20 protein-coding genes and 3 pseudogenes are annotated in these 23887 nt (G+C 61.7%); 14 read left to right on the forward strand and 9 right to left on the reverse strand.

What is annotated here, in order from left to right:
• Window positions 1-10 precede the first annotated feature (10 nt).
• The 4 genes from nadC to RQ479_RS25200 form a co-directional block, all read right to left on the reverse strand.
• A complete protein-coding gene (gene nadC / locus RQ479_RS25185; protein WP_024505570.1) occupies window positions 11-892 on the reverse strand; it encodes a carboxylating nicotinate-nucleotide diphosphorylase in 882 nt (293 codons plus the stop codon).
• A 1-nt stretch (window position 893) separates the two neighbouring features.
• Window positions 894-2435: an L-aspartate oxidase gene (locus tag RQ479_RS25190; protein WP_024505569.1), complete on the reverse strand. Its 1542-nt coding sequence runs from the start codon at window positions 2433-2435 to the stop codon at window positions 894-896.
• The gene (gene nadA / locus RQ479_RS25195; protein WP_024505568.1) at window positions 2432-3406 is read right to left on the reverse strand and encodes a quinolinate synthase NadA; all 975 of its coding nucleotides are present in this window, start codon (window positions 3404-3406) and stop codon (window positions 2432-2434) included. The genes RQ479_RS25190 and nadA overlap by 4 nt, the downstream gene beginning before the upstream one ends.
• A gap of 62 nt (window positions 3407-3468) precedes the next feature.
• Window positions 3469-4431 carry a membrane protein gene (locus RQ479_RS25200; RefSeq protein ID WP_024505567.1) on the reverse strand — a complete coding sequence of 321 codons (963 nt, stop codon included), beginning with the start codon at window positions 4429-4431 and terminating at the stop codon, window positions 3469-3471.
• Between the two features lie 171 nt (window positions 4432-4602).
• Here RQ479_RS25200 and panB point away from each other — a divergent pair, with 171 nt between their 5' ends.
• The 4 genes from panB to RQ479_RS25220 all read left to right on the forward strand — a co-directional run bounded on the left by panB (window position 4603) and on the right by RQ479_RS25220 (window position 7887).
• Window positions 4603-5439: a 3-methyl-2-oxobutanoate hydroxymethyltransferase gene (gene panB, locus RQ479_RS25205; protein ID WP_024505566.1), complete on the forward strand. Its 837-nt coding sequence runs from the start codon at window positions 4603-4605 to the stop codon at window positions 5437-5439.
• Window positions 5436-6344 (forward strand): pantoate--beta-alanine ligase, encoded by a 909-nt coding sequence (gene panC / locus RQ479_RS25210; protein WP_024505565.1) that lies wholly within the window; start codon window positions 5436-5438, stop codon window positions 6342-6344. The genes panB and panC overlap by 4 nt, the downstream gene beginning before the upstream one ends.
• Window positions 6345-6442: 98 nt before the next feature.
• Window positions 6443-7162: a LuxR family transcriptional regulator gene (locus RQ479_RS25215; protein ID WP_024505564.1), complete on the forward strand. Its 720-nt coding sequence runs from the start codon at window positions 6443-6445 to the stop codon at window positions 7160-7162.
• 92 nt (window positions 7163-7254) lie between these two features.
• Window positions 7255-7887, forward strand: a complete 633-nt coding sequence (locus tag RQ479_RS25220) for an acyl-homoserine-lactone synthase (RefSeq protein WP_024505563.1) — start codon at window positions 7255-7257, stop codon at window positions 7885-7887.
• Between the two features lie 366 nt (window positions 7888-8253).
• On the opposite strand, the gene RQ479_RS25225 is transcribed toward RQ479_RS25220, so the two are convergent.
• Window positions 8254-8502: a DUF6074 family protein gene (locus RQ479_RS25225; RefSeq protein ID WP_032899751.1), complete on the reverse strand. Its 249-nt coding sequence runs from the start codon at window positions 8500-8502 to the stop codon at window positions 8254-8256.
• Window positions 8503-9101: 599 nt separating this feature from the next.
• On the opposite strand from RQ479_RS25225, the gene RQ479_RS25230 reads away from it, so the two are divergent.
• Window positions 9102-9572 (forward strand): Crp/Fnr family transcriptional regulator, encoded by a 471-nt coding sequence (locus RQ479_RS25230; RefSeq protein WP_245265413.1) that lies wholly within the window; start codon window positions 9102-9104, stop codon window positions 9570-9572.
• Window positions 9573-9867: 295 nt separating this feature from the next.
• The gene (locus RQ479_RS25235; RefSeq protein ID WP_024505561.1) at window positions 9868-10107 is read left to right on the forward strand and encodes a hypothetical protein; all 240 of its coding nucleotides are present in this window, start codon (window positions 9868-9870) and stop codon (window positions 10105-10107) included.
• A gap of 190 nt (window positions 10108-10297) precedes the next feature.
• On the opposite strand, the gene RQ479_RS25240 is transcribed toward RQ479_RS25235, so the two are convergent.
• Window positions 10298-10687, reverse strand: a complete 390-nt coding sequence (locus RQ479_RS25240) for a hypothetical protein (RefSeq protein ID WP_024505560.1) — start codon at window positions 10685-10687, stop codon at window positions 10298-10300.
• A gap of 704 nt (window positions 10688-11391) precedes the next feature.
• On the opposite strand from RQ479_RS25240, the pseudogene RQ479_RS25245 reads away from it, so the two are divergent.
• Window positions 11392-12545, forward strand: a pseudogene (locus RQ479_RS25245) (cation:dicarboxylate symporter family transporter).
• Between the two features lie 1251 nt (window positions 12546-13796).
• A pseudogene (locus RQ479_RS25250) lies at window positions 13797-14797 on the forward strand (ArdC family protein).
• Between the two features lie 157 nt (window positions 14798-14954).
• Here RQ479_RS25250 and groL read toward each other — a convergent pair.
• The 3 genes and pseudogenes from groL to RQ479_RS25265 all read right to left on the reverse strand — a co-directional run bounded on the left by groL (window position 14955) and on the right by RQ479_RS25265 (window position 17382).
• A complete protein-coding gene (groL, locus tag RQ479_RS25255; protein WP_127267034.1) occupies window positions 14955-16613 on the reverse strand; it encodes a chaperonin GroEL in 1659 nt (552 codons plus the stop codon).
• Between the two features lie 65 nt (window positions 16614-16678).
• Window positions 16679-16972, reverse strand: a pseudogene (gene groES / locus RQ479_RS25260) (co-chaperone GroES); the annotation flags it as partial.
• Window positions 16973-17073: 101 nt separating this feature from the next.
• On the reverse strand, window positions 17074-17382 hold the full coding sequence (locus RQ479_RS25265) for a hypothetical protein (protein WP_024505643.1): 309 nt from the start codon (window positions 17380-17382) through the stop codon (window positions 17074-17076).
• A 1012-nt stretch (window positions 17383-18394) separates the two neighbouring features.
• Between RQ479_RS25265 and RQ479_RS25270 the strand changes: the two genes are divergently transcribed.
• From RQ479_RS25270 to RQ479_RS25295, 6 genes are all read left to right on the forward strand, one after another.
• Window positions 18395-18718: a DUF736 domain-containing protein gene (locus RQ479_RS25270; RefSeq protein ID WP_128288082.1), complete on the forward strand. Its 324-nt coding sequence runs from the start codon at window positions 18395-18397 to the stop codon at window positions 18716-18718.
• Between the two features lie 181 nt (window positions 18719-18899).
• Window positions 18900-19169, forward strand: coding sequence for an AlpA family transcriptional regulator (locus RQ479_RS25275; protein WP_127808966.1), 270 nt, complete (start codon window positions 18900-18902; stop codon window positions 19167-19169).
• A complete protein-coding gene (locus RQ479_RS25280) occupies window positions 19166-19714 on the forward strand; it encodes a S26 family signal peptidase (RefSeq protein ID WP_029354919.1) in 549 nt (182 codons plus the stop codon). The genes RQ479_RS25275 and RQ479_RS25280 overlap by 4 nt, the downstream gene beginning before the upstream one ends.
• Complete coding sequence (locus RQ479_RS25285) at window positions 19702-20385, forward strand: lytic transglycosylase domain-containing protein (protein ID WP_128288081.1); 684 nt, start codon at window positions 19702-19704, stop codon at window positions 20383-20385. Before RQ479_RS25280 ends, RQ479_RS25285 begins: the two co-directional genes overlap by 13 nt.
• A 178-nt stretch (window positions 20386-20563) precedes the next feature.
• Entirely contained in the window at window positions 20564-22534 is a 1971-nt protein-coding gene (rlxS, locus tag RQ479_RS25290; protein WP_128288080.1) for a relaxase/mobilization nuclease RlxS, read from the forward strand.
• A gap of 355 nt (window positions 22535-22889) precedes the next feature.
• A complete protein-coding gene (locus RQ479_RS25295; RefSeq protein ID WP_024505649.1) occupies window positions 22890-23876 on the forward strand; it encodes an AAA family ATPase in 987 nt (328 codons plus the stop codon).
• Window positions 23877-23887: the final 11 nt, after the last annotated feature.

The raw sequence follows: 23887 nt of genomic DNA on the forward strand, positions 1-23887 counted from the left end.
GCCGTAATCCTCAGTTCAAGTGCTTGCAGATGTTCTGGTGGTCCGGCATGTCCAGGCCGATGTCGAGGATCGGGGCGCTGTGCGTCAGCCAACCCATGGAGATGAGATCGACACCGGTCGCCGCAATCGCCGCCGCCGTTTTCGGCATCACCCGACCGGACGCCTCGGTGATCGTACGGCCATCCACTATAGAAACCGCGCGGGCAAGATCCTCGACCGACATATTGTCGAGCAGCACCGCGTCAACACCAATCGCGAGCGCTGCATCGAGCTGCTTCAGCGTGTCGACCTCGACCTCGACCTTCACCATATGCCCTGCTGCGGCGCGCGCCCGCTCTATTGCTGTGCGGATATCGCCGGCGATCGCGATGTGGTTGTCCTTTATGAGCACGCCGTCATCGAGGCCGAACCGGTGATTGGCACCGCCGCCGACGCGCACGGCGTATTTCTCCAATGCCCGCAGCCCGGGCGTCGTCTTTCGCGTCGATACAATCCTCGCCTTGTGACCGCGCACGGCCTCAACCATGGCCGCTGTGGCAGTGGCAATGCCGCTCAGCCGGCATAAGAAATTGAGGGCCGTGCGTTCGGCCGTGAGCAGGCCTCGTGCGGGTCCGGACAATCTTGCAATGGTTTCCCCGGCCCCAACCTCGCTGCCATCAGGGCGCCAGATCTGGATGTTGATCGCCGGTTCCACGAGAAGGAAGGCATACGAGACCAGATCGAGCCCGGCAACGACGCCCGCCTGCCTCGCTTTGAGCACCAACGTGGCAGTGCAATCATACGGGATAACCGCATCGGTGGTCAGGTCGCCGGATCTGCCCAGGTCTTCGAGGAGCGCAACGCGCACAATCGGTTCGATCAGGGTCGCGGGGAGGGGGGAGAATGAAGTCATATCAAGTGCTCCGTATGGTAGCCCGGCAATCGAGTGCGGCCGCGGCCCGCATTGCGCTGTGCAGTGTCAGCCGTGATGGGCGCACGTTGGCATCGTGGAGCGGGAAATCGGACCGACAGTGCGCGCCTCGACTCTCTTCCCGCCTCAGGGCCGCCGCGGCGATCATCAGTGAGACCAAAGCCGGACCAGAGGCAGCGACACTATTGGCTGCGATCGGCAGCAGGGTCGCCACCGCTTCGCGCATTGCCTCGCCGTCGCGGATGATACCCAGGGCGGCGGAGACAATCGGGCGGACCACGGAAGCGTCTGGTCGTGGAGGGACGAATGTGGAGCATCTGCGCGGTCGCCGGGTATACGACGTGCCGGCAACGCTTTCGGCAACCCAGCTCGCGGTGACCGCCGCTTCGGTGAGCGAGTTGCTGGCCAGGCGGTTGGCGCCGTGCAGGCCGGTACAGGCCACCTCACCGCAGGCCCACAATCCCTCGATGGAGCTGCGGCCGGCGCTGTCTACGGCGACGCCGCCCATGTGATAATGTGCCGCCGGGCGCACCGGGATCAGGTCGGTCGCGGGGTCGATTCCTGCGCTCCGGCACAATTCGGCGATGCCTGGAAAACGCTTGCCAAATCTCGGGCCGAGACTTTGCCGTGCGTCCAGGAATACGCGGCGTCCAACGGCAAGCTGGTGCCAAATGGCGCGCGCTACGACGTCGCGAGGCGCAAGTTCACCGCCAGGTGTGTCGGCGAGGAAGCGCTCTCCTCGCTCATCGATGAGCACCGCGCCTTCGCCACGCACGGCTTCGCTCACCAGCGGCATCGGCCGGCGCGGACCGTCGAGCGCAGTTGGATGGAACTGTATGAATTCCAAGTCGGCGAGTTCCGCCCCCGCCCATGCGGCGAGCGCCAGCCCGTGACCCCATGAGCCAGCGGGGTTTGTCGTGTCGCAAAACAGCCCGCCGACGCCGCCGGTCGCCAGCACCGCTCGACGCGTGGGCAGAGCGAGCGCGCCGGCTCGTCCTGCTGCGACCACGGCGATGACCGACCCGTCCTGCACGACCAGCCGGCGGACCTCCACATTTTCGATAATGGTGATCGAGGCTGTACGCCGAACCGCGGCGACGAGCGCGCGCACCAACTCGCGACCGGTGGCGTCGCCGGCTGCATGCACAATCCGCCGTCGCGAGTGTGCCGCCTCGAGCCCAAGTCGCAACGCGCGGTCAGGGTGCTGGTCGAAGTCGACGCCGAACCTTTGGATCGTCCTAATCGCTTCGGGTGCAGCTCGTACCACTCGCCGCACCGTGGCCTCATCGCAGAGTCCGTCGCCGGCAGCTATCGTGTCGCAAAGGTGAAAATCTGGGCCGTCGTCGCCCCCGAGACTTGCCGCAAGACCGCCCTGGGCAAGTTCACTGCAGGCTCCGGTTCCAAGCGGCGCGTTGGTCAAAAGCACGACCGGTTCCGGCGCCAGATGAAGCGCCGTCATCAGGCCGGCAATGCCGCCGCCGATGACGACCGGCGCCCCGGCGATGTCGCGAACCTCCAGACTCATAGGGAAAGCATGCGCTCGACCGCGCGGCGGGCGGGGCCGGCAATTTCGGGATCAATCCGGACCTCATGCCGGTTCTGCTCGAGTGCGGCGCGAATGTTGGCCAGGTTGATGCGTTTCATGTGCGGGCACAGATTGCATGGGCGAACGAACTCGACGTCGGGATGCGCGACCGCGACGTTGTCGCTCATCGAACATTCGGTCAGAAGGACGACACGCGTCGGTTTCTCACGCTCGACATAATCCGACATCGCCGCGGTCGAGCCGGAGAACTCCGCCTCCGCGACAACGTCTGGTGGGCATTCTGGATGGGCCAGCACGATGACGCCTGGATGGGCATCGCGCAGTTCCCGGATGTCTGCTGCGGTGAAGCGCTCATGCACCTCGCAATGGCCTTTCCAGGCGATGATCTCGACGTCTGTATCGGCTGCCACGTTCCTCGCCAGATATTCGTCCGGGAGCATCAGCACACGCGCCACGCCAAGCGATTCCACCACCGCCTTGGCGTTGCCGGACGTGCAGCAGATGTCGGACTCCGCTTTTACGGCGGCGGAAGTGTTGACGTAAGTAACAACGGGGACCCCCGGATACCGCAGCCGCATTAGCCGCACGTCGTTTGCCGTGATCGATTCGGCCAGCGAGCAGCCGGCGCGGAGATCCGGGATGAGCACGGTCTTGTTCGGATTGAGCAGTTTTGCCGTCTCGGCCATGAAATGAACGCCGGCAACCACGATGATGTCGGCGTCGACCGTCACCGCCTTGTGGGCCAACGCCAGGCTGTCGCCGACGATGTCTGCCACGCAATGAAAAATTTCGGGCGTCTGGTAATTGTGCGCCAGCACCACCGCATTGCGCTCACGCTTCAGCGCTAAGATGGCTTCAATATCGCCGGCGAACGTGGGCCATTCAACGGGTGGGATCACCCGCCGGACACGCTCATACAGGGACGCAGCCATGGGTAACGCCCCAGTCATTGGCGCCTCGATTATATTCGGTTTGACAATAAGGGAATATATCTACCTTGACTATAAGTATGTCAAGCCCGCGCCAGCGGTAATTTTGTCCCGGCGATAGCCCTGTCGTCGAGGACGGCATGCCGGAAGCGATAAAGCTTCGCCGGTCGTCCGCCTGTGTCGAGGGAGGTCTCCCCGGTCTCCTCAACAAGTTCCTGCTGCTCGACCAATCTCCGGAAGTTCGGCTTGTTGATCAGCCTGCCAGCCAAAGCTTCCACGGTTCGCTGCAGTTGCAGCAGCGTGAAGGAAGGCCGCATAAGCTCGAACACGACCGGCCGGTATTTGATCTTCGAACGCAGCCGCGCGATCCCGGTTGCCAGAATACGACGGTGGTCAGCGACCATTGGTTTGCCAGCCGCGGCCGCAATCGCGTCCCTGCCGCCACCGGCCTCCTCAATCAGAGCAGCTTCATAGAGCAACTCGTAGCGTTGGAGCGTGAGTTCCTCGTTCCAATGGCGGTCGTCGAAGCCGAAGGCTATCGCAGCGCGCTGCCGGCGCTCGCGTTGAGTGGTCGGCTCGCTGGCGCCGCCGGCCCACTCAATCAGGCGGGGCCGCAATCTATCGAGCAGCACAGGCGGCGTGCCGAAGCGGTGGTCCTCCCAGGGAAAATATTCGTACCAACTTTGCCAGCCGCACGCGGCCGAGTTCGTTGCCTGTTCCTTCCTGGTCAATGCGAGATAGCTGATTGAGATGACGCGCTGGTGGCGCTCAGTGCCGATGCGATCGCGATCGGCGAAGGTGTAGAGTTGCTCGATGTATCCAAGTGCATGGCCGGTCTGCTGCTCCACCCACCCCCTCAAACCCGACTGCAGTGATCGATGCTCAAGGGCAAAAGGTCCAGAAGGGAGGGTGTCCGCATGACCGACTGTGAGGACACAGGGCTCACTGTCGTTTACGGCGACCACGACGGCAGTCAGGTCCACTTTGGCTTCGTCAGCTTTGACGGCGGCTTTGCCTTTCTTGGTTCTTCTTGTCTGAGGATCCATGTTTGCGAAAGCGGGTTGGCCCAACGGAGCGCCTTAATCGATTGAATGTAACCTTGGCAGCCAGCACGTCAACACCGGAGTACTCAAGCGCTGCTTTTAGCTCTTCGCAGTCGCACAAAAATATGCCAAACGCGACACCCGCTGTTGGTAACGTAAGGGAAGGGGCCTCGGTTGAGCGCGGCTGGTGAGATAAAAGGGATGACTCCTCCAGATATTCGATCGCGAAAAGGCCAGACGCCACTTGTATGCTTGACGGCCTACACCACGCCGGTCGCGAGGCTGCTCGATCGCCACTGCGACATCGTTCTTGTCGGCGACAGCGTCGGCATGGTGCTGCACGGCCTGTCGTCGACGCTGGGGGTCACGCTCGACATGATGATCATGCACGGACAGGCCGTTCGGCGCGGCCTTGAACACGCGCTGATGGTCGTCGACCTGCCCTTCGGTTCCTATGAGGAAAGCCCAGAGCACGCTTTCGGCAACGCTGCGCGCGTGATGGGTGAGACCGGTTGTTCAGCGGTAAAGATCGAGGGCGGCGAGACCATCTCGGAAACCATCCGCTTCCTTACCGCGCGCGGCGTACCTGTCATGGCCCATGTGGGCCTGACGCCGCAGGCGGTAAACACGTTTGGAGGCTATCGTGTGCAGGGCCGGGGAGCCGATGCAGAGCGGATCAGGCGCGACGCCAGGGCGGTAACCGAAGCGGGCGCCTTCTCCTTGGTGCTGGAAAAGATACCGGAGCAGCTTGCACGGCAGATAACCGCCGATATCGACATACCCACAATCGGCATCGGTGCCTCGCCAGCTTGCGACGGCCAGATTCTGGTGAGCCACGATATGCTCGGGCTCTTCACCTCATTTCGGCCGAAGTTCGTCAAACGCTATGCCGAGCTCGGTGAGCAGGCTGAGGCGGCAATCGCCGCTTACGCCACCGATGTGCGGAACCGGCACTTTCCGGCGGTCGAACATCTCTATGTCAACGCCTTTAAGGCCGGTGACTTCACATGAGCGTGCCGATCGCTCGAACCGTGAGCGAGCTGCGCGGCGTCGTTGCGCAATGGCGTCGCTCGGGTGCCACGATCGGTATTGTGCCGACCATGGGAGCCTTGCACGACGGGCATCTGAGCCTCGTGCGGAAGGCGCTCGAAAGGGCCGAGCGGGTGATCGTAACGCTGTTCGTAAACCCCAAGCAGTTCAACAGCCCCGCCGACCTGATTGCCTACCCTCGGACGGAAAGCGACGATGCTGCCAAGCTCGCTCTGCTGGGCACGCATCTGCTCTATGTGCCGGACACAGAGGAAATGTACCAGGTGGGCTTCGCCACGGCCGTTTCAGTGTCCGGCATCAGCGAATGCCTTTGCGGCGCATTCCGGCCCGGCCATTTCAATGGCGTGGCGACGGTCGTGGCCAAGCTCTTCCTGCAGGCCGGCGCTGACTTCGCCTTTTTTGGCGAAAAGGATTTTCAGCAACTTCAGCTTGTCAGGCGCTTGGTCCGGGATCTCGACATTCCGATCACTATTGTGCCCTGTCCGACAGTCCGCGAAGCCGATGGTCTTGCGCTATCGTCGCGTAACGTGCGGCTCTCCCCAGCCCAACGCGCCATTGCCCCAAAACTAGCATCGGTCCTGCTCGATACGGCCGAGCGGCTTGCACGCGGCTCCCCCATCCTGCCTACGCTTGATGAAGCGCGTGCAGCAATTCTGGCTGCCGGCTATCGCGAGCTCGAATACCTGGAGCTTCGCGGAGAAACAGACCTGCAATCGTTAGCAAGCCTTGACCGACCGGCACGCTTGCTTGCTGCGGCTTGGCTTGGCGACACGCGGCTCATCGATAACGTCGCAATATCACCCATTGGTAGTTGGTCAGGTGGGCGGAGCTCTCTCCAATCGGAAGCAGCACAGCAATTGCGGTGATGACGGCGGCGCGTCGTATGCCCTGCAGGGACAGGCCATCATTTAGAACCACGTCTCCGTCGGCTTCCAGCAACCTCCGCGAGGTACGCTAAGCGCAGATGCATCGCGTATTTGAAACCTTGGTCGAGCAACTCTCTGCAAGCGTCGATGCCGTCGATCTCCATGAGGCAATGGCGTCCGCCGCAGCCGGGTTCGACTTTCCGCTCTTCGCTTATTTCACCTACCCATCCGCTTCCGGCGACAGGCCACGATTTATCTCGAATTATCCATCATCATGGACATCACATTACCTGCAACAGCGCTACCACAGCGTGGATCCCGTGATCCTGCGGGGACTGCGGGGCTGGGATACCTTCGACTGGGGTGTGGACCGCGATCACCGTTATTTGCCGACCTCTCAGCAGGAAGTCCTGGAAAAAGCAGCTGAGTTCGGCATTCGCGGCGGACTGACCATGTCGATGCATGATCATCGCGGCCGGTTCGCCGCACTGACCTTCGCCTCCAACGAGGCGCATCCGCCATTTCTGAGGTCGCTGACGCGCTACGAAAAAGCAATGCAACTGGTTGCGATCAACGTTCATATCCATGCCCGGCGCAGGCTCGCCGAAGATTGCGTGGTAGATGGCATAACGCTCACCCGGCGGGAGTTCGAGTGCCTGAAATGGGCGGCGTGCGGCAAGTCGGCCTGGGATATCAGCCAGATTCTCGGTGTCTCGAAACGCACCGTGACCTTCCATCAGGAAAACGCCAAGGCGAAGCTTGGCGTGCGAACCATCAACCAGGCCGTAGTGCGGATGGCTGCTCGGGCGAGATCCTGATCCTCTCCAAGTCTAGCTGTAAAGGTCTACAGGCTGCATTCATGACGGCTTTGCCCTTCGATTGCGTGGACACATCCCGCACGGAGACGACAATGATGCAGCTGATAACACCCGACTGCTACGCCGAGTTTGCGAGCGAACTCAAGGAAATGCACGGACTTAGGTATCGGGTTTTCAAGAAGCGGCTCGATTGGGAAGTGCAGACCGAAGGCGAAATGGAAACGGACCCGTTTGACAGCCTGAACCCCGTCTACCTGCTTCTCAAGGGGTCCGATTGGCGAACTTGCGGCTGCGTCCGCCTTTTGCCGACCACCGGACCGACAATGTTGCGCGATACGTTTCCGACGCTGCTGGATGAGATGGTGGTCCCTGCGAGTGCCGATGTCTGGGAGAGTAGTCGTTTCGCGCTCGATCTCCCTGCGACAGCGCCGAAGGCAGCTGGCGGCCTGGCCCAAGCAACCTACGAGCTCTTCGCGGGGATCATCGAATTCGGCTTGGCCAACAATCTCTCCGGGATCGTAACGGTGACAGATACGCGCATCGAAAGGATCCTTCGTCTCGCGACCTGGCCGTTGTCACGTATCGGACAGCCCAAGCAGGTCGGCAACACCGAGGCAGTCGCCGGCTTCCTCGATATTTCCTACGCCAGTCTCTTGCGCATCCGCTGGAGGGGACGCCTCAACGGGCCGGTGTTGTGGCAACCAGTTCTCATCCAATCGGCATAGCGCCTGCGGATGCTCAGCCGTGACTTGAGTTAAGTCTGCTCACGGCCGCCACCGCCGCCGTGAGGGTGAGCGGACCCGCCCCCACGAGCTTTCGACTGTTCCGGTCGATTGGCTCGCGCGGCCGGACTTTGGATTTCCGTAGGCGCAACCCGGAGTCCAGCGTGAGCACGCCAAAATGGCGCCCCTCCGCTTCGTCCAAAGAAGCCAACGTGGCTTCTGAGGTCGTCTTAGAATATTGGACCGGCCGCCGTGAGCGATCGCAACCTCAAACCTTTGCCGGTATGCCGGTTTGGCCGGACCGTCGGCCAGTCGGAGCAGTCCCCTGATAAGGACCCGAGCTGACGCGCGGTCCAACAGCGCCCGAGCCTATGCTTTGTGCATTACCGTTCGGTTGGCCATGTCGTCCAAGACCGCATGAAGAAGGCTTCCAACCTCCTGCGCAGCGAGCTCTGGCGCAATTCCTACATCGGACAATTGAATGAGCATTTTCTTGGCAGAACAGCGCCAGAACGCACTCGCCGCCTCGCCGTTCTTGGTCTCGAGGGCCTGGGCGATACTTTCGACCAATATACGTCGCCGATGCAGCGGAAATACGCAAATGTTTGATTCATGCATCAATCACCTCACAGATTCAGTTCCACAAAGAAAAACACCGGCGTCTTCAAAAGAGCCCCGCTAGCGCGGTGACGGTTCGCGGCGACATGACGAGTTCCACTTCCCCATCGACAAGCCATTGGGAGATGAGCCGCCGGACCGCATATCCGGGACCGCACATAAGGTGAACCACCATTGCTCATCCGGCTGCATTTTCCTGGGCCGTTCGACGAGGCGTTCCAGCCGAATTGACGTCCAATGACTTGATCTCTGAAAGGGCAGGGCGGTACGAATCACCCGATTGTTCCGCTGCTTACATTCCTGCGAGCTTGTGTATGAACGATTAAAGCGTGCCCGAGCCGTTCTTGGTGGCCGCCGAAGAAGGGAATCATGTCATCCGCTGCCTATCGTAGGCGGCGCGACTTCTAGCATGACTGCACTGCCCCGACAGGGCTTTGCAATCGCGCGTTTCGAAGCCTATGCTTTGGCATCGGCCGGCATTTACTTCGGTGCAGCCGACAGTAAGACGTACGCGCTCTTGCCCCGTTGGAAGAGAGCCTTGCCCGATCCCTCTTTCGCGACCAGGTGCTGAAGCCCTCACCCCGCAGGACTTCGCGCTTTTGCGACCATCGCTGCATCACGTCGAACCGGGCATCAAGGACAAGTTGGAGGTCGCGCATCAGCCGATCAAGAACGTATATTTTCCCGAGAGGGGCATCGCGTCGGTGGTCGCCACCATGACCGGCGGGCGGCAAGGTGAAGTCGGCATTGTCGGCGATGACGGGATGAAAGGAATTGCCGTCATTCTCGGAAAGGAAAGCAATACCTGGCGCCTGCCGGTTGAAAACCTTCGCCCTGCGATTAGCCCGTCGCTTCGCACCTCAGTGCTGGACTATGCCCACGCGTTCCTCATCCAATCATGCCGGACGGCACTGGTCAATGGCCACTCCAAGATCGAAGAACGGCTGGCCCGCTGGCAGCTGATGGTCCACGACCGTGCGGAAGGAGATAAGATCCTCCCGACGCATGAATTTCTGGCGACCATGCTCGCGCCCACCGCCCGGGGTCACCACGGCCCTGCAAATGCTTGAGTATCGAGGACTGGTGCACGCCAAGCGCGGCGAGATCACGATCGTGCCGGATTGATAAAGCTCACACATGGCGCTTATGACAAGGAGGAGCAGCGTTATTTCGGCCTGGCCGCTGCCTGAAGCATGTCGGGTTGAAACGGGTTCAGCCGACGTCTCCTTGCCCTTCACCAGGTCGCCCAAAAGCATCAGCGGTTTTGAACGAATCGCAGCGATTGTCCGCAATCGGACATAGGCTTGAAGGCGGTCGAATTCGTGCCATAAGTCGGGTTGGTCAGGGTTCAGGGAGGAATTCGTCATGACCAATTCGTTTCACACCGTCACCGTCGAAAAAGCCGCCGAAGCCTATGTCCTTTCCAGGGGAAGGGTCCGCTTTCTCTCCATGGCGCAGGCGATCCGCACCATCCGAACACTAATGTCGGCATGCAAGGCCACCGAACGCGAGTTGGAGGAACTGTTGGCGGCCGCTTCCTTCGTTCATGCGTGCCCCTTCGACACAAAAACAGCCGATGGTGTAGAACCACGGCTGCATTCCTAAGAGGGCATGCCGCGCCATGCAGACTGTCAGAGGGCATTCGTCAGATGGTAGTCCGCTAACTTAACTGCAGAGTCTAAAGGACGTGTTCCAGCATTGCGAACTCACCGATCGCTTTGTTGCCAAAGCTGCCAGCAAGCGATCGCCTCGTCCATCCGTTTGCACCATCTCATCACAGACATCATCGGCGATGCTACCTGTCCAGCATATGTCCAGCATTTCGCAAGGCGGCCAGAAGGAGCCTCGCATAGCCTGTGACATCGATCTGGGCCTGCATCGAAAGGGGCATGCTGGTCCAGTTCTCCAACGGTGCAATGAAAGGTGAGAAGGTGCCATTGACAAGGCAACAACAGCTAACAAGGCCCTCTCGGTCCAATGCCACCACACCGATCTTGTCGCCTGGATATCCAATGGCTGCGACTCGCTGGACCTCCAGGTCACCGTCCACCCGCACGTCAAAAAGAAGGCTACCACGGCTCCTCGTGGCTATCTCAGCCGCCTTCTCATCAAAGCTTGAAGAGAGCAAGCGGACGCTTTCCACCGCCATCTGGAAAATCACCAAATCCAGTTCATTCACGGCCATATGGGCATTTCCGCGCAATGGGTGGTGATTGCAATGACACATACTGCTTGTTCACAGATGTCGGTCACGAACGATCATTCGTCGGGTTCCGGTTCCGACCAACGGTGTCGCCACCTGATCGTGCTGCGGTTCGAACCTTCCTAAGGCGAGCCGAGCGCGCTATGAGGTTGGAGTCTAGGTCTCGGACCTTGCCTCGCGGCTTGCTCATCTTTGGCAGACCCGCTGCAACGCCGCGCGATGGCGCAAACGCCAGATGACGCTGATCCATCGCTTGATCGTGAACTGAGCTTCTGAACACCATTGGGACAGCAGGGTGGAAGGGCTTGACCAACGCCGCCCCCGTTTTCCAAGAGGACCCGTCCTCGATTGAATCTTTCGAGCCCCGTGCGGCGCGCAGCCAAATGATGACCATCTGGACCCTGCTCGCAGACCGCAAGGCAAAGAGGGAACCTTCCAGGCAGCCAAGCTGCGCCGACGCAAAGAGCGACCTTTGGAATTCCCAAGAATTTAGCCTTCCATAGTTGCGACAGGCAACCACTGCACGAGTGTGGGAGAGCGAATCGCAAACATTGCGTGAGGTCCTGCGCGTTTTCCCCTCTTTGCTATTTGGCACATCGTTTGCGCCGAAGTGGGCGCAGCGTTCGACCGGAGCACTGCATGGGAGAGGGAGGAGCCCCACCCCGATCCGGTCAAGGAGAGAGACGGTGTTGGTTCCAAGAGTTCCCCGCGCGATCGCAGCGCCCCGCAAGCGCCATTTTGCCCGGACCTACGTGCAGGTACTTGCCGCCATAATCCTGGGTGCCGCAATCGGCTATTTCCATTTGGAGACCGGCCACAGCCTGAAGCCGCTCGGCGATGCCTTCGTCGAGGTCGTCAAGATAATCACCGTACCTGTCATCTTCCTGACAATAGCGACCGGCATTGCCGGCATGAGCGATCTGCAGAAGGTCGGCCGAGTTGCCGCCAAGGCGATGGTCTATTTTCTCACCTTCTCGACGCTCGCTTTTGTTGTCGGGCTGATTGTCACGAATATCGTTCAGCCTGGCGCCGGCCTCAACATCGATCCGGCCTCGCTCGATGTCGAAGCCGTTAAGGGCTATGTGGCCACGGCTCACGAGCAGTCCGTGACCAGCTTCCTGATGAACATCATCCCGTCAACGATTGCCAGTGCCTTCGCGGAAGGCGACATCCTGCAAGTCTTGTTCCTCTCGGTCCTGTTCCTCTCGGTCCTGTTCGGCGCGGTCTGCCGCTACAACGGCCGCTCGCTCTTCTCTCTCGTCCGATACATCAAGGACGAGCTGCTGCTCGCAATGTCCTCCTCAGAGGCCGCGCTGGCCTCGCTCATGGAGAAGATGGAAAAGGCCGGCGCCACGCATTCGGTCGTGGGTCTCATTCCATTCAATCTGGACGGCACGAATATGATGCTCGCCGCCCTTTTCATCGCCCAAGCGACGAAAACTGATCTCCCGATCGGCTGCCGGATCCTCATGCTGTTTGTCGCATTGTTCCCTTCGAACGGAACAACCCGCATTACCGGTGCAGGCCTCGTCACAATGGCTGCAACGCTCTTTCTTGTTCCGGCCGCACCGGTCACCTCCGTGGGGCTTATTCTTGGCGTTGATCAGCTTATGTCCGAATGCCACGCGCTGACGGTTTTTCTCCGCAGCGTAGCGGCAACGCTGGCTGTCACCCGGTCCGGGGCGAGCGGGATAAACGACGATTCGGGGAGCGCCTCACTAGCGGACCGTTCAGCGCTCTGGCGGTGGACGGTCAAGTCGCCCGGCGTGGTGAACACAATTCCCCGTGCGAACGACGCTCAGCTATTGGGGTGGACCCGATGGCGCAAAGCCGTATTTGAGAAACCGCCAGATCGCACCGGCACCTGTGCGCCTGTAGCAACTGCGGGGCACGATCAAAACCGACCCATTTTACACCAAAAAGGCGGGCCGTTGCTGCCACGCCGTCCATGGATTGGAGACTCATGTCTAAGCCGACTGCCATCACTGTCGCAGCTCTTCTTTTACTCCTCGCCTTGCTGGCGAGCCAATATAGCGCGAACCTGCACCGGCAGGCGTGGTCGACCGCAGGCAAAAGTGGAGCGGCGCATTCGACAACGATCTTCTTCGCCAATCGCCGGCAACCCGCAAGGCGATGCCGTTCTGGTCATATTCAATGACTACCACAACTGTCCGCATTGCAGACTGGCTGATATCAACTACCAAAAAGCCTCAAGCATGAACCCAATCTGAAGCTTGTGATCAAACAGTTCCCGGTCCTGGGACCGGATTCCCAATTCCCAGCCTTTGCCGCACTCGCCTCGAGAAAACAGGGAAAGTTCGACGAATTCCACCGCGCCCTTATGATTTCCCCCAGTTGAAGGGTCACTCTCAAGATCGCAGCGCGTGTAGGCCTTGACGTTGAGCAGCTCAAGCGGGAATGCAAGATCCGGCCATCGCAGATGAAATGCGCGCGTCCGCGCACTCGCGAAAGGTCTGCACTTAGACGGTACGCCCGCGTTGGTGGTCGGCGATATAGTGGTCGCCGACCTTGTGGACATGGCCAGCTTGCAACGCTTGCATCGCCGATGCGCGCTCAAAGCGTGCTGGCTCTCGTGCGGGGCAGCATCTGTAGACCGGCCACGCTGTTGTTGCCGGAGCGTGCCGTTTGTGGCAGCTGGCTTTGCTGTCGCTCCTCGTAATCTTGTTGCGGTCATCCAGCTGCCGTGGGCGCCAACAACAATCCTGAGCGCCCGCGCCTGAAGTCGCTGGCCGGGTGCTCGTGAACCGAGCCCGCTTTTCTTCGGCAAGCTCAGGCGGTCTTGGCCCTGCGGCATCGCCCCCTGGCGCGGGGCAGCCTTCGGCTGCTGACGGTCGCCGGCCTGTCGGCCGGCGTCTTTCTATTGTGGCCTTCCCCCTGGCGCAGGGTGGGCAGCACTCCCTTCTAGGCCCGCCGCGGCGTCCCGCAACCCTTCGCTTGTCGCTTTCGGGTCCTCCACTCCGTTCCGGTCCTGCTGATGCAGTCCGCCTCCGACGGCGGGCCTTTCCGGTCGCTTTTGCCGCCCACCCCGCTTCCGGGGAGGGCGCGCGATTGTAGAGCGGAGGACATCACGATGCGTGCAAACAACAAACGTTGCGGCAGCCGACAGGCTGGCGCAGACAGTGGCGGGCGCACCGGCGCCAGCCTTTATCAGGAAATCACCGACCGCATCATTGCCGAACTGGAGCGCGGCACCGTGCCATGGGTCAAGCCGTGGGGCAGGGCAAGGACAGGCCTCGGCCTGCCGCGGAATGCGGCCACCCAGCGCCGATATTCCGGCATCAATATCCTGATCCTGTGGGGCGCGGTCATCGAGCGCGGTTTCCCCAGCCAGAACTGGCTCACCTTCCGGCAGGCGCTTTCGCTTGGCGGCAATGTCAGAAAGGGCGAGCACGGCACCACCATCGTTCACGCTGACCGCTTTGTTCCCAAGAACGAAAAGCAACGCGCCGACACCGATGGCGACGAACCGCAGGCGGTGCCCTTCCTGAAGCGCTTCACCGTCTTCAATGTCGCGCAGTGCGATAATCTGCCCGAACATCTTTACGACGCCGGCGAGCCTCTGCCTGAGCGCGAGATGGTCCCGCACGCCGAGGCGCTCATTCATGCAACCGGCGCTGATTTTCGCATCGGCGGCGAGCGCGCCTTCTACATGCCCGGCAGCGACACCATACAGGTGCCGCCGCAGCGGGCTTTCTTCCACCAGATCGACTATTACCGGACCTGCTTTCACGAGCTTGGCCACTGGACCGGCCACCCGAGGCGACTCGCGCGCGACCTACCGGCTCCTTCGGGTCCAACACCTATGCGCGCGAGGAACTCGTCGCCGAAATCGCATCAGCCTTCATCTGCAGCAGTCTCGGCATCGAGCCGACCGTGCGCCATGCGGACTACATCGGCTCATGGCTGACGGTTTTGCGCGAGGACAACCGCGCCATCTTCCGCGCCGCAAGCCATGCCTCGAAAGCCGCCGATTTCCTGCTTGGCCGCAATGTCGATGTCGAAGGTGAGGCACATGCCGAAACCGCCTATGGGACCGCGCAATCCTCACACGCGACCGCCTTGCGCCTCTGATGACGCAAAGCCGCGCGCAACCAACTCGACAGTTCTTTTGAGGTTGCCCTAACGCCGATGGCCGGCGTTGGCGTCGATCGTTCATCGGACCGAGGTTCGCAAAAAAAGAGGGCGGCATTGATGCCGCCCTCTCGTTGCGAAAGCTGCCAGAGCTGGATTAGAAATCCATACCGCCCATGCCGCCCATGCCGCCGCCACCCATGCCGCCAGGCATGCCGCCGCCGCCAGCCGACTCCTTCTTCGGAGCCTCCGCGATCATGGCTTCAGTGGTGACCAGCAGGCCGGCGACCGAGGCCGCGTCCTGGAGAGCCGTACGGACAACCTTGACCGGATCGACGATACCCATGGCGATCATGTCGCCATATTCGCCGGTCTGGGCGTTGTAGCCGAAGGTCGCGCCCTTGTTCTCAAGGATCTTGCCGGCAACGATCGATGCTTCCGCACCGGCGTTGGCCGCGATCTGGCGGGCCGGAGCCTGCAGCGCACGACGCACGATGTTGATGCCGGCGGCCTGGTCGGCATTGACGCCGGTGGCCTTGATGTTGGCCGAAGCGCGCAGCAGCGCAACGCCACCACCAGCAACGATGCCTTCTTCGACGGCCGCGCGGGTCGCGTTGAGGGCGTCATCGACGCGGTCCTTCTTTTCCTTGACTTCGATCTCGGTCGCACCGCCGACGCGGATGACGGCAACGCCGCCCGCCAGCTTGGCGAGACGTTCCTGCAGCTTCTCCTTGTCGTAGTCCGAGGTGGTCTCCTCGATCTGCTGCTTGATCTGGGCGACGCGGCCCTGGATCTCGGCCTTCTTGCCGGCACCGTCGACGATGGTGGTGTTCTCCTTGGAGATCGACACCTTCTTAGCGCGGCCGAGCATGTTGAGGCCAACATTCTCGAGCTTGATGCCGAGGTCTTCGGAAATGACCTGGCCACCGGTGAGGATGGCGATGTCTTCCAGCATGGCCTTGCGGCGATCACCGAAGCCCGGCGCCTTGACGGCGGCGATCTTCAGGCCGCCACGTAGCTTGTTGACGACTAGCGTGGCCAGAGCCTCGCCTTCGACGTCTTCCGAGATGATGACCAGCGGCTTCGAGGTCTGCACGACAGCCTCGAGGATCGGCAGCATGGCCTGCAGGTTGGAGAGCTTCTTCTCGTGGAGAAGGATGTAAGCGTCTTCCAGATCCGCAACCATCTTGTCGGCGTTGGTGACGAAGTAGGGCGAGAGATAGCCGCGGTCGAACTGCATGCCTTCGACGACTTCGAGTTCGGTCTCAGCAGTCTTGGCTTCCTCGACCGTGATGACGCCCTCATTGCCGACCTTCTGCATCGCTTCGGCGATCATCGAGCCGACCGAAGCATCGCCGTTGCCGGCGATGGTGCCGACCTGGGCAACCTCTTCCGAGGTCTTGATCTTCTTGGCGTTCTTGATCAGCGTCGCAACGACGTCGGTTACCGCGAGGTCGATGCCGCGCTTCAGGTCCATCGGGTTCATGCCGGCGGCAACCGCCTTGTGGCCTTCCTGGACGATCGACTGCGCCAGAACGGTCGCGGTCGTGGTGCCGTCGCCGGCGATGTCGTTGGTCTTCGAAGCAACTTCGCGGACCATCTGTGCGCCCATGTTCTCGAACTTGTCTTCAAGCTCGATTTCCTTGGCGACGGTGACGCCGTCCTTGGTGATGCGCGGGGCGCCGAACGACTTGTCGATGACCACGTTGCGGCCCTTGGGGCCGAGCGTGACCTTCACCGCGTCAGCGAGGATGTTGACGCCGCGCAGCATGCGCTCGCGGGCATCGCGGGAGAATTTTACGTCTTTGGCAGCCATTTTTAGCTCCTGGCAGGGGCTTCAATCGAGCCCGGGAATTCAGTTGACGAAAGGGCCTGATATGAGCCGATGATGCCCATGATGTCGGATTCCTTCATGATCAGAAGGTCTTCGCCATTGAGCTTGACTTCGGTGCCCGACCACTTGCCGAACAGGATGCGGTCGCCGGCCTTGACGTCCAGCGGGACCAGCTTGCCAGCTTCGTCACGAGCGCCGGAGCCGACGGCGATGATCTCGCCTTCCTGCGGCTTTTCCTTTGCCGTGTCGGGGATGATGATCCCGCCAGCGGTCTTGGATTCGGATTCGACCCGGCGAACGACCACGCGGTCATGCAGCGGGCGGAACTTCGACTTTGCCATTTTCGGATTTTTCCCTGGTGCGGATGTTGAGGGGTTTTTGTTAGCACTCGCGATGGACGAGTGCTAACGCGATAGTGAGGTAGGCTGTAATCGGGCACTCGTCAAGACGGACGAGGGCAGGCGAGGAGCTCTGGCCCCCTCCCCGTGGAACCCAACGCATACGCGGCATCCGTGTTGATGGCTGCGAGCCCCACATTTCCATTGAATTCGGCGTCATGACGCCAACTTGCGCGCGCCGCTTCCAAGTCGTCAATCGTGCTGCCGTCAGCACGAACATAGGGCTGCGCTTCACTTCCCGTCGAAGCCGCGGCAAGCAGCGTCGCCGTCAGCACGCTCCTTTGCAGATGCTTGCCAAAGGTGGACAGTGAGCGCACCTGCGCCGGGCTGTTGGTGCGAACGTAAGACGTCATTGACAACTCCTTTTTGCAAGTCGAGCCCCTTCTCCACCTTCGGCCGCCGTCGACGCGAAGAAGTCCGCATCGCGTTGAAGACGAGCTGCGAAAAAGAGAAAGATGTGTTTGATGGCTGCGGCCCCAACGGTGCCTTCAGATTTGAGATCACTTCCGCCGCGAGCGGCTGAAGCTCCTCGCAACGTCAAATCGAATCTGCTGCCAAGCCTCCAGGAAAGGAGAGCATTGCTCATCTCGCGCTTGTGCATGCAGTCAACCTTCGATCCGTGTTGCCACATCTCAAGAGCAAATGCCGTGCCAAAGCTCACTGGGAAGTGAACGCATGGCTCTCCCTGAAAACCTCACAAATCCAGCATGGTCAATTGTGCGGAACCCGACATGCGTCTTCTGCCACTGTCAGCTTTCGGACAGGCATGACGCGTTTCGTGCCGACCACCGGTCGATCGGTTTTGGGGCCGGTCTGTTCGCCTCATAAGAGCGCGTTACATTGCGTAGCGGTTTCCCGAGCGCCGCCACATGACACTGGACCTGCAGGTAGCACCGGCTTCTCATCCAGCCTTACTTTGGCCCCTTCGCGTATTAAATTCCCGCTGGCGAGCCCTGCTTTCATAGATCGCACCATGCCGGATGTCTGCTCTGGCGCCCGACCCGCTGGCACGATCTCGATCCGGCATAAGGGCGCAGCATCTTTGCAGGCCGTTTCATCCCGGCGTCCTGCTTGGCTGACAGACCGCACTTGGCGAGCGGTCTCCATGCTCTCTCCAAGGACCATCCCTGCGGCTGGCTTGTCGACCTATGGGCGGGTCCGGCCGCCCGAAACCCTCGCGCCGTCAGCTTTTTTCCCCGCCGCCTGCGGCGGCTTCCTCGCGCCGCTTCGCTCACAAAAAAGCTGCCCGCTCGGGTCCTTCACTGTCGCTGCGGCCCTGTCGGATTCAGGCGGTCCTGACGCGCCCATTACGGTGCGCCATCGCAGGGGATGGTCCCCGGCGAAACCACAAAAGGAGACTTCGAAATGACCGCGATCGGTTACGTCAACAAGCAGGAAAACGGCGCCTACAAGGGCCAGCTCAAGACGCTCAGCGTCCGCGCCGACATCGATATCGTCCCCAACCAGGCCAAGAGCGCCGATAACCATCCCGACTTCCGGGTGCTTACGCAAGGGGTCGAAGTCGGCGCCGGCTGGATCCGCACCGGCGAGACTTCCGGCAAGGATTATGTGAGCCTGTCGATTGCAGCGCCGGAGTTCGGACCGCGCAAGCTCTACGCCAATCTCGGCCGCGCCGCCGGCCAGGACGATCACGACACCTACGCCATCATCTGGAAGCCGGCCGACTGACCGGCCGAGATAAGAGCCTCGCGCCGCAGCCCCGGCGCGGGGCTCATTCCCAGGAGTTCCACCCAAACCCCGTCCGCCCTAAAGGGCGGCGAAAACTCTCCCCCGACTCTTCGCCCGTCCCCGAGACGATCTCCCTCGCCCATCCTCGCCCTCGCTTGTCCGAAGCGAAACGAGGATCATCATGGAAGACGAAAACGAACGCGCGGCCCGCGCGAAAAAGGGCAGCCCGTTTCTCAGCACAGCCCAAGCCGCCTTCTATATAGGGCTTTCCCAGCGCACGCTCGAAAAGATGCGGCTCAAGGGCGGCGGCCCGAAATTCCGCAAGCACGGCCGCTATGTCCGCTATCACATCGACGAACTCGACCATTGGTCGAAAGGAAACCCGCAGCACTCCATCGCCGGCGATGGCAAGGCCGGTTCCGGCCAGGGCGGCACGGGAGGCCGTTCATGAGGCGGCGCCCTTCCATCCATCTGATCGGCAGCCGCCTGAGGCGTGTTCGAGCCCGTAAGACGGTCGCCTTGGCCGCGGCCGGTCTCGGTCTTTTGGGCTTCACGGCGCTGGGAAAGCCCACCCCTTGGCTGGTCTGGAACGCCTCGGCCAGCGCGCCGATCGGCCTTTACCGCATCGCTGCGGGAGCGCTGGCGCGTGGCGATCTCGTGCTCGTGCGCCCGCCTGAATACGCGGCGTATCTCGCCGCCGAGCGCAGCTATCTGCCTCGCAATGTGCCGCTGGCAAAACGTCTTGCAGCGCTGCCGGACGATAATGTCTGCGCCTTCAATGACGCCATCATCATCGGCGGCGACATCGTCGCGCGCCGGCTCAAAATCGACGCCGAAGGCCGACCTTTGCCATGGTGGAACGGCTGCCGAGCGCTCGGCGATAACGAGGTTTTCCTGCTCGGCAGCGACAAAAACCGCTCCTTCGACAGCCGCTATTTCGGGCCTGTTCCCACTCAAAATGTCATCGGGAGGCTCGTACCACTATGGACCGAGTGACCCTCCTCTTGTTGGGCATGATCGCCATTGCGCCATGCGCCTGTTCCGCCTCGACCGGCGCTGAGCCGGTCGCCATCTCCCAAAGTCCGCAGCTGCGAAAGTGGCAGACGTTGGTATCGGAAGCAAGCCGGCGCTTCCATATTCCCCAAGCCTGGATCTATGCCGTCATGGCTGCCGAAAGCGGCGGCAAGACAATGCGCGGCGGCCGCCCCATCACCTCCCCCGCTGGCGCCATGGGCCTCATGCAGGTGATGCCCGGCACCTATGAAGAGATGCGGGTCGAACACGGCCTTGGGCCTAACCCCCACGATCCGCGCGACAATATCCTGGCCGGTACGGCCTATCTCAGTGCCATGTATGACCGCTTCGGATTTCCTGGCCTGCTTGGCGCCTACAATGCCGGTCCCGAGCGCTACGCCGGGCATTTGAAGCGTGGCAAACCGCTGCCAGAAGAGACCGTCGAGTACCTCGACCAACTCAAGGCGGCCGGAGTTTCGGCGGCCGACATCGAGGCGTTCGAAAGCCAATCTGTCGCTCCAAAGGCGCAAATCGCTCCTCTCGGACGGTCGCTGTTCTTCATTCATGACGGTGTTCACTCAGGCGTGCGAAACGGCGATCTCTTCGTGCCGCTCGGCAAGGACGGCGCGCAGCCGAAGGAGCCGGTGCGTTAGCCATGGCGGACGGGGGCGCGTCTGGCGGGGCTGGGCGCGTACGGCAAGATAAAGGTACCGCCTCCAGGAGGCGGTTAAATCTTTGTCTGCACATCGTTTTTCCGGGAGGCTGCCGCCGGTGCCAAGAGGGTTGGACGTGTAAGTGTCTGATTTTGCTTGATATGTCTGGGAGGCTCGCATTAAGGATGACGAGTTCAGGCCGAAGCTCGGCAAAATCGGGTCGCGCGGCTCGAAGGCCGGCAAACGCTATGCCGGCCAGGTTCGTGCGGCGATCAACCGGGCTGGCGGCCGGCCGCAACGCGGTGGTCGCTTCACCGGAAGCCGGACAGGGCGCGGCGGGGCGGCCGCCGCACTGCTGAAATCGCGCGACCGGTATGCCGCCTTCCGCCAGCGCCGGGTGATCGTCAAGGCGCGGGTCGTCAAGCTCGCCGGCAAGGGCGCGGACGGGGCGCGTGCCCATCTACGCTATCTTCAGCGCGACGGGGTCACCCGCGAAGGTGAACCTGGCGAGCTCTACGGCGCCGACAGCGGCCGCGTCGACGGCAAGGCGTTCATCGATCGCGCGGACGGCGACCGCCATCAGTTCCGCTTCATCGTCGCTGCCGAAGACGGCATCGAGTACGACGACCTCAAGGCGCTGACGCGGCGGCTCATGGCGCAGATGCAGGAAGACCTCGGCACGAAGCTCGACTGGGTCGCGGTCGATCATTTCAACACCGGCCACCCGCACAGCCACATCATCGTCCGTGGCAGGGACGACCGTGGCGAGAACCTGGTCATCGCGCGCGAATATATCTCATCTGGCATCCGCGAGCGGGCGGCCGAGCTGGTCAGCCTCGATCTCGGTCCGCGAACCGACCGCGAGATTGAGCTTCGCCTGCGCCGGGAAATGGAGCAGGAACGCTTCACCAGCATCGACCGTCGGCTGCTCAGCATGCGTGATGATGACGGCCTGGTCTCGCCGGGCGGTCCCGACGCCATTCGCCAGACGCTGCACCAGGGACGGCTGCGCAAGCTCGAGCGGATGGGTCTGGCCGCGGAGGTCGGCGCTGGCTCCTGGCGCCTCGACGATGAGCTCGAAGCCACGCTGCGCCGCACCGGCGAACGCGGCGACATCATCAAGACCATGCACCGCGAACTGACCGGCAAGGGGCTTGCCCGCAGTACCGCCGACTGGGTGATCCACGATCGAGCCGACGAGCCCGTCCAGTCTCTCGTCGGTCGCGTTGTCGCGCGTGGACTGGCCGACGAGATCAATGACCGCCATTACATGATCGTCGACGCCGTCGACGGTAAGAGCCATTGGATCAACATCGGTAGAGGCGAGGCGATGGAAACGATGCCTAATGGCTGCATCGTGCGTGTCGCGCCAAGGAACACCGAGCCGAGGCAGGTCGATCGTACCATCGCCGAAATCGCCGCCGCGCATGGCGGCCGTTACGACGTCGATATGCACCTGAAGCATGACCCATCCGCCACCGAGAGCTTTGCGCGAACGCATGTGCGGCGGCTGGAGGCGATCCGCCGCGCGACCGGCGGCGTCGAGCGAGAGCCGAACGGCACCTGGCTCATCGCGCCGGACCATCTCGATCGCGTCGCGAATTATGAGGGCCAGCGGGCCAGGGCCGAGCCTGTCGTTGCCGACAAGCTCTCCTCAATGGCGCTGGAGCGACAGGTCAGCTTCAACGGCGCCACCTGGCTCGACCGGGAGCTGGTTGCCGATAGACCCGAGCCTTTGCACGGATCCGGCTTCGGCCGCGACGTGAGAGAGGCGCAAGCTCGCCGGCGGCAGTGGCTGATCGCGCAAGGCCTCGCGCATAAAGAACAGGATGGGATCGTCTATCGAGCCAACATGCTTTCGATCCTGCGCCAGCGAGAACTGAACCGTGTTGCTGGCCAACTGTCGGAGGAACTTGGCCTGCCCTATGCCGAAGCGCGATCCGGAGGACGAGTAGAGGGTACGCTCCGCCGCTCCGTCGAGCTTGCCAGCGGAAAATATGCGGTCGTTGAAAAGTCGCGCGAGTTCACGCTGGTGCCATGGCGGCCGGTGCTTGAGCGCCATGTGGGCAAGGAGGTCTCCGGTGTCGTGAGTGGGGAGGGGATTTCATGGACCGTCGGCCGGCAAAGGAGCGGACCTGGTGTTTCGTGAGATGGTGTACAGCTTTTTAGCCAGCGGCGCGGGCAGCCATGCGAGCCCGCGTAGACCTTATGGCCGCACGCCCGCAATCGGTCGCATGGACCTGCCAGGCGGGGCGGCTTTGGAGCGTTCGGACCCGACACGCTGCGTGAGTGGCCAGACTTCGAGCGCTCGAAGATGCGGACTGTTGTCTGCTGGCCGGCGTTATTCCGGCTGGCCTATGACCGCGGCGCAACAGTTCACCGCTGAAGTTGCCACGGGCGAACATCGACAAGAGAAAAAACACCATTGCGCGATACAAATCGCCGTTGAAAGCGTTTAGGTTGCATGCGCTTCGCCAAGTAAACGGATACCCCAGAAGAGAGCCATGACCACGGCCCGCCATATCGTGACGCTGCTTAAAAGCCACATTGCCGGCGACGAGGATCGTTTCCTCTCTATCGCGATGCAGCTTGCTGCGCATGAGGCACGTCAAGGCCATGGCAAGCTTGCTCAGGAGCTCAAGGATCTGGTCGACGCAGCCAAGAGCAGGGACGCCCGGATTGCCAAGAGCAGTCGGCCGGTTCCCCTTTTTCAGCCAAAGGGCGAACTCGCAGGCCTCCTGCATGTGCGCTATCCGGACCTGCGACTGACCGACATGATTTTGCCGGACAGTCTGCGCTCGCGCCTGCACCGCGTGCTGGGAGAGCAGCGCCAACAAGCAAGCTTGCGCGAGCACGGGCTTGTTCCCCGTCGCAAACTGCTTCTGGTCGGCCCGCCAGGATCAGGCAAGACGATGACCGCATCGGCATTGGCCGGGGAGCTTCATCTGCCCCTTTTCATGATCGTTCTCGATGGTTTGATCACCAAGTTCATGGGAGAGACTGCCGGAAAGCTGCGGCTTGTTTTTGATGCAATGCAGGCGACGCGGGGCGTCTACTTCTTTGACGAATTCGATGCCATCGGCGCGCGTCGAGGCGAACGCCAGGATGTTGGCGAGATTCGGCGCGTGCTGAATTCGTTTCTGCAGTTTCTCGAGCAAGACGACAGCCACAGCCTGATTATTGCGGCAACAAATCATCCCGAGCTGCTCGACAGAGCTTTGTTCCGCCGTTTCGACGATGTCATCGAATACGCCGTGCCCGATCGGCCGATTATCGAGGCGCTGCTTCGGGCTCGACTCGACCGCTTCGACACCAGAGGGCTTGCCTGGAACGAGGCGATCTCTCAGGCAGAGAGACTGTCGCAGGCCGAGATCACCCGCGCGGCCGACGACGCTGCAAAAACCATCATATTGCGGGGGGGGAAGCGGATCACCTCGGAAGCGCTCATCGACGCTCTGAAGGAACGCCGGCAGGCTTCGCTGTCTGAGTAGCGACAGCACAG

Source organism: Mesorhizobium sp. ISC25 (assembly GCF_042295465.1).
Lineage (GTDB): Bacteria > Pseudomonadota > Alphaproteobacteria > Rhizobiales > Rhizobiaceae > Mesorhizobium.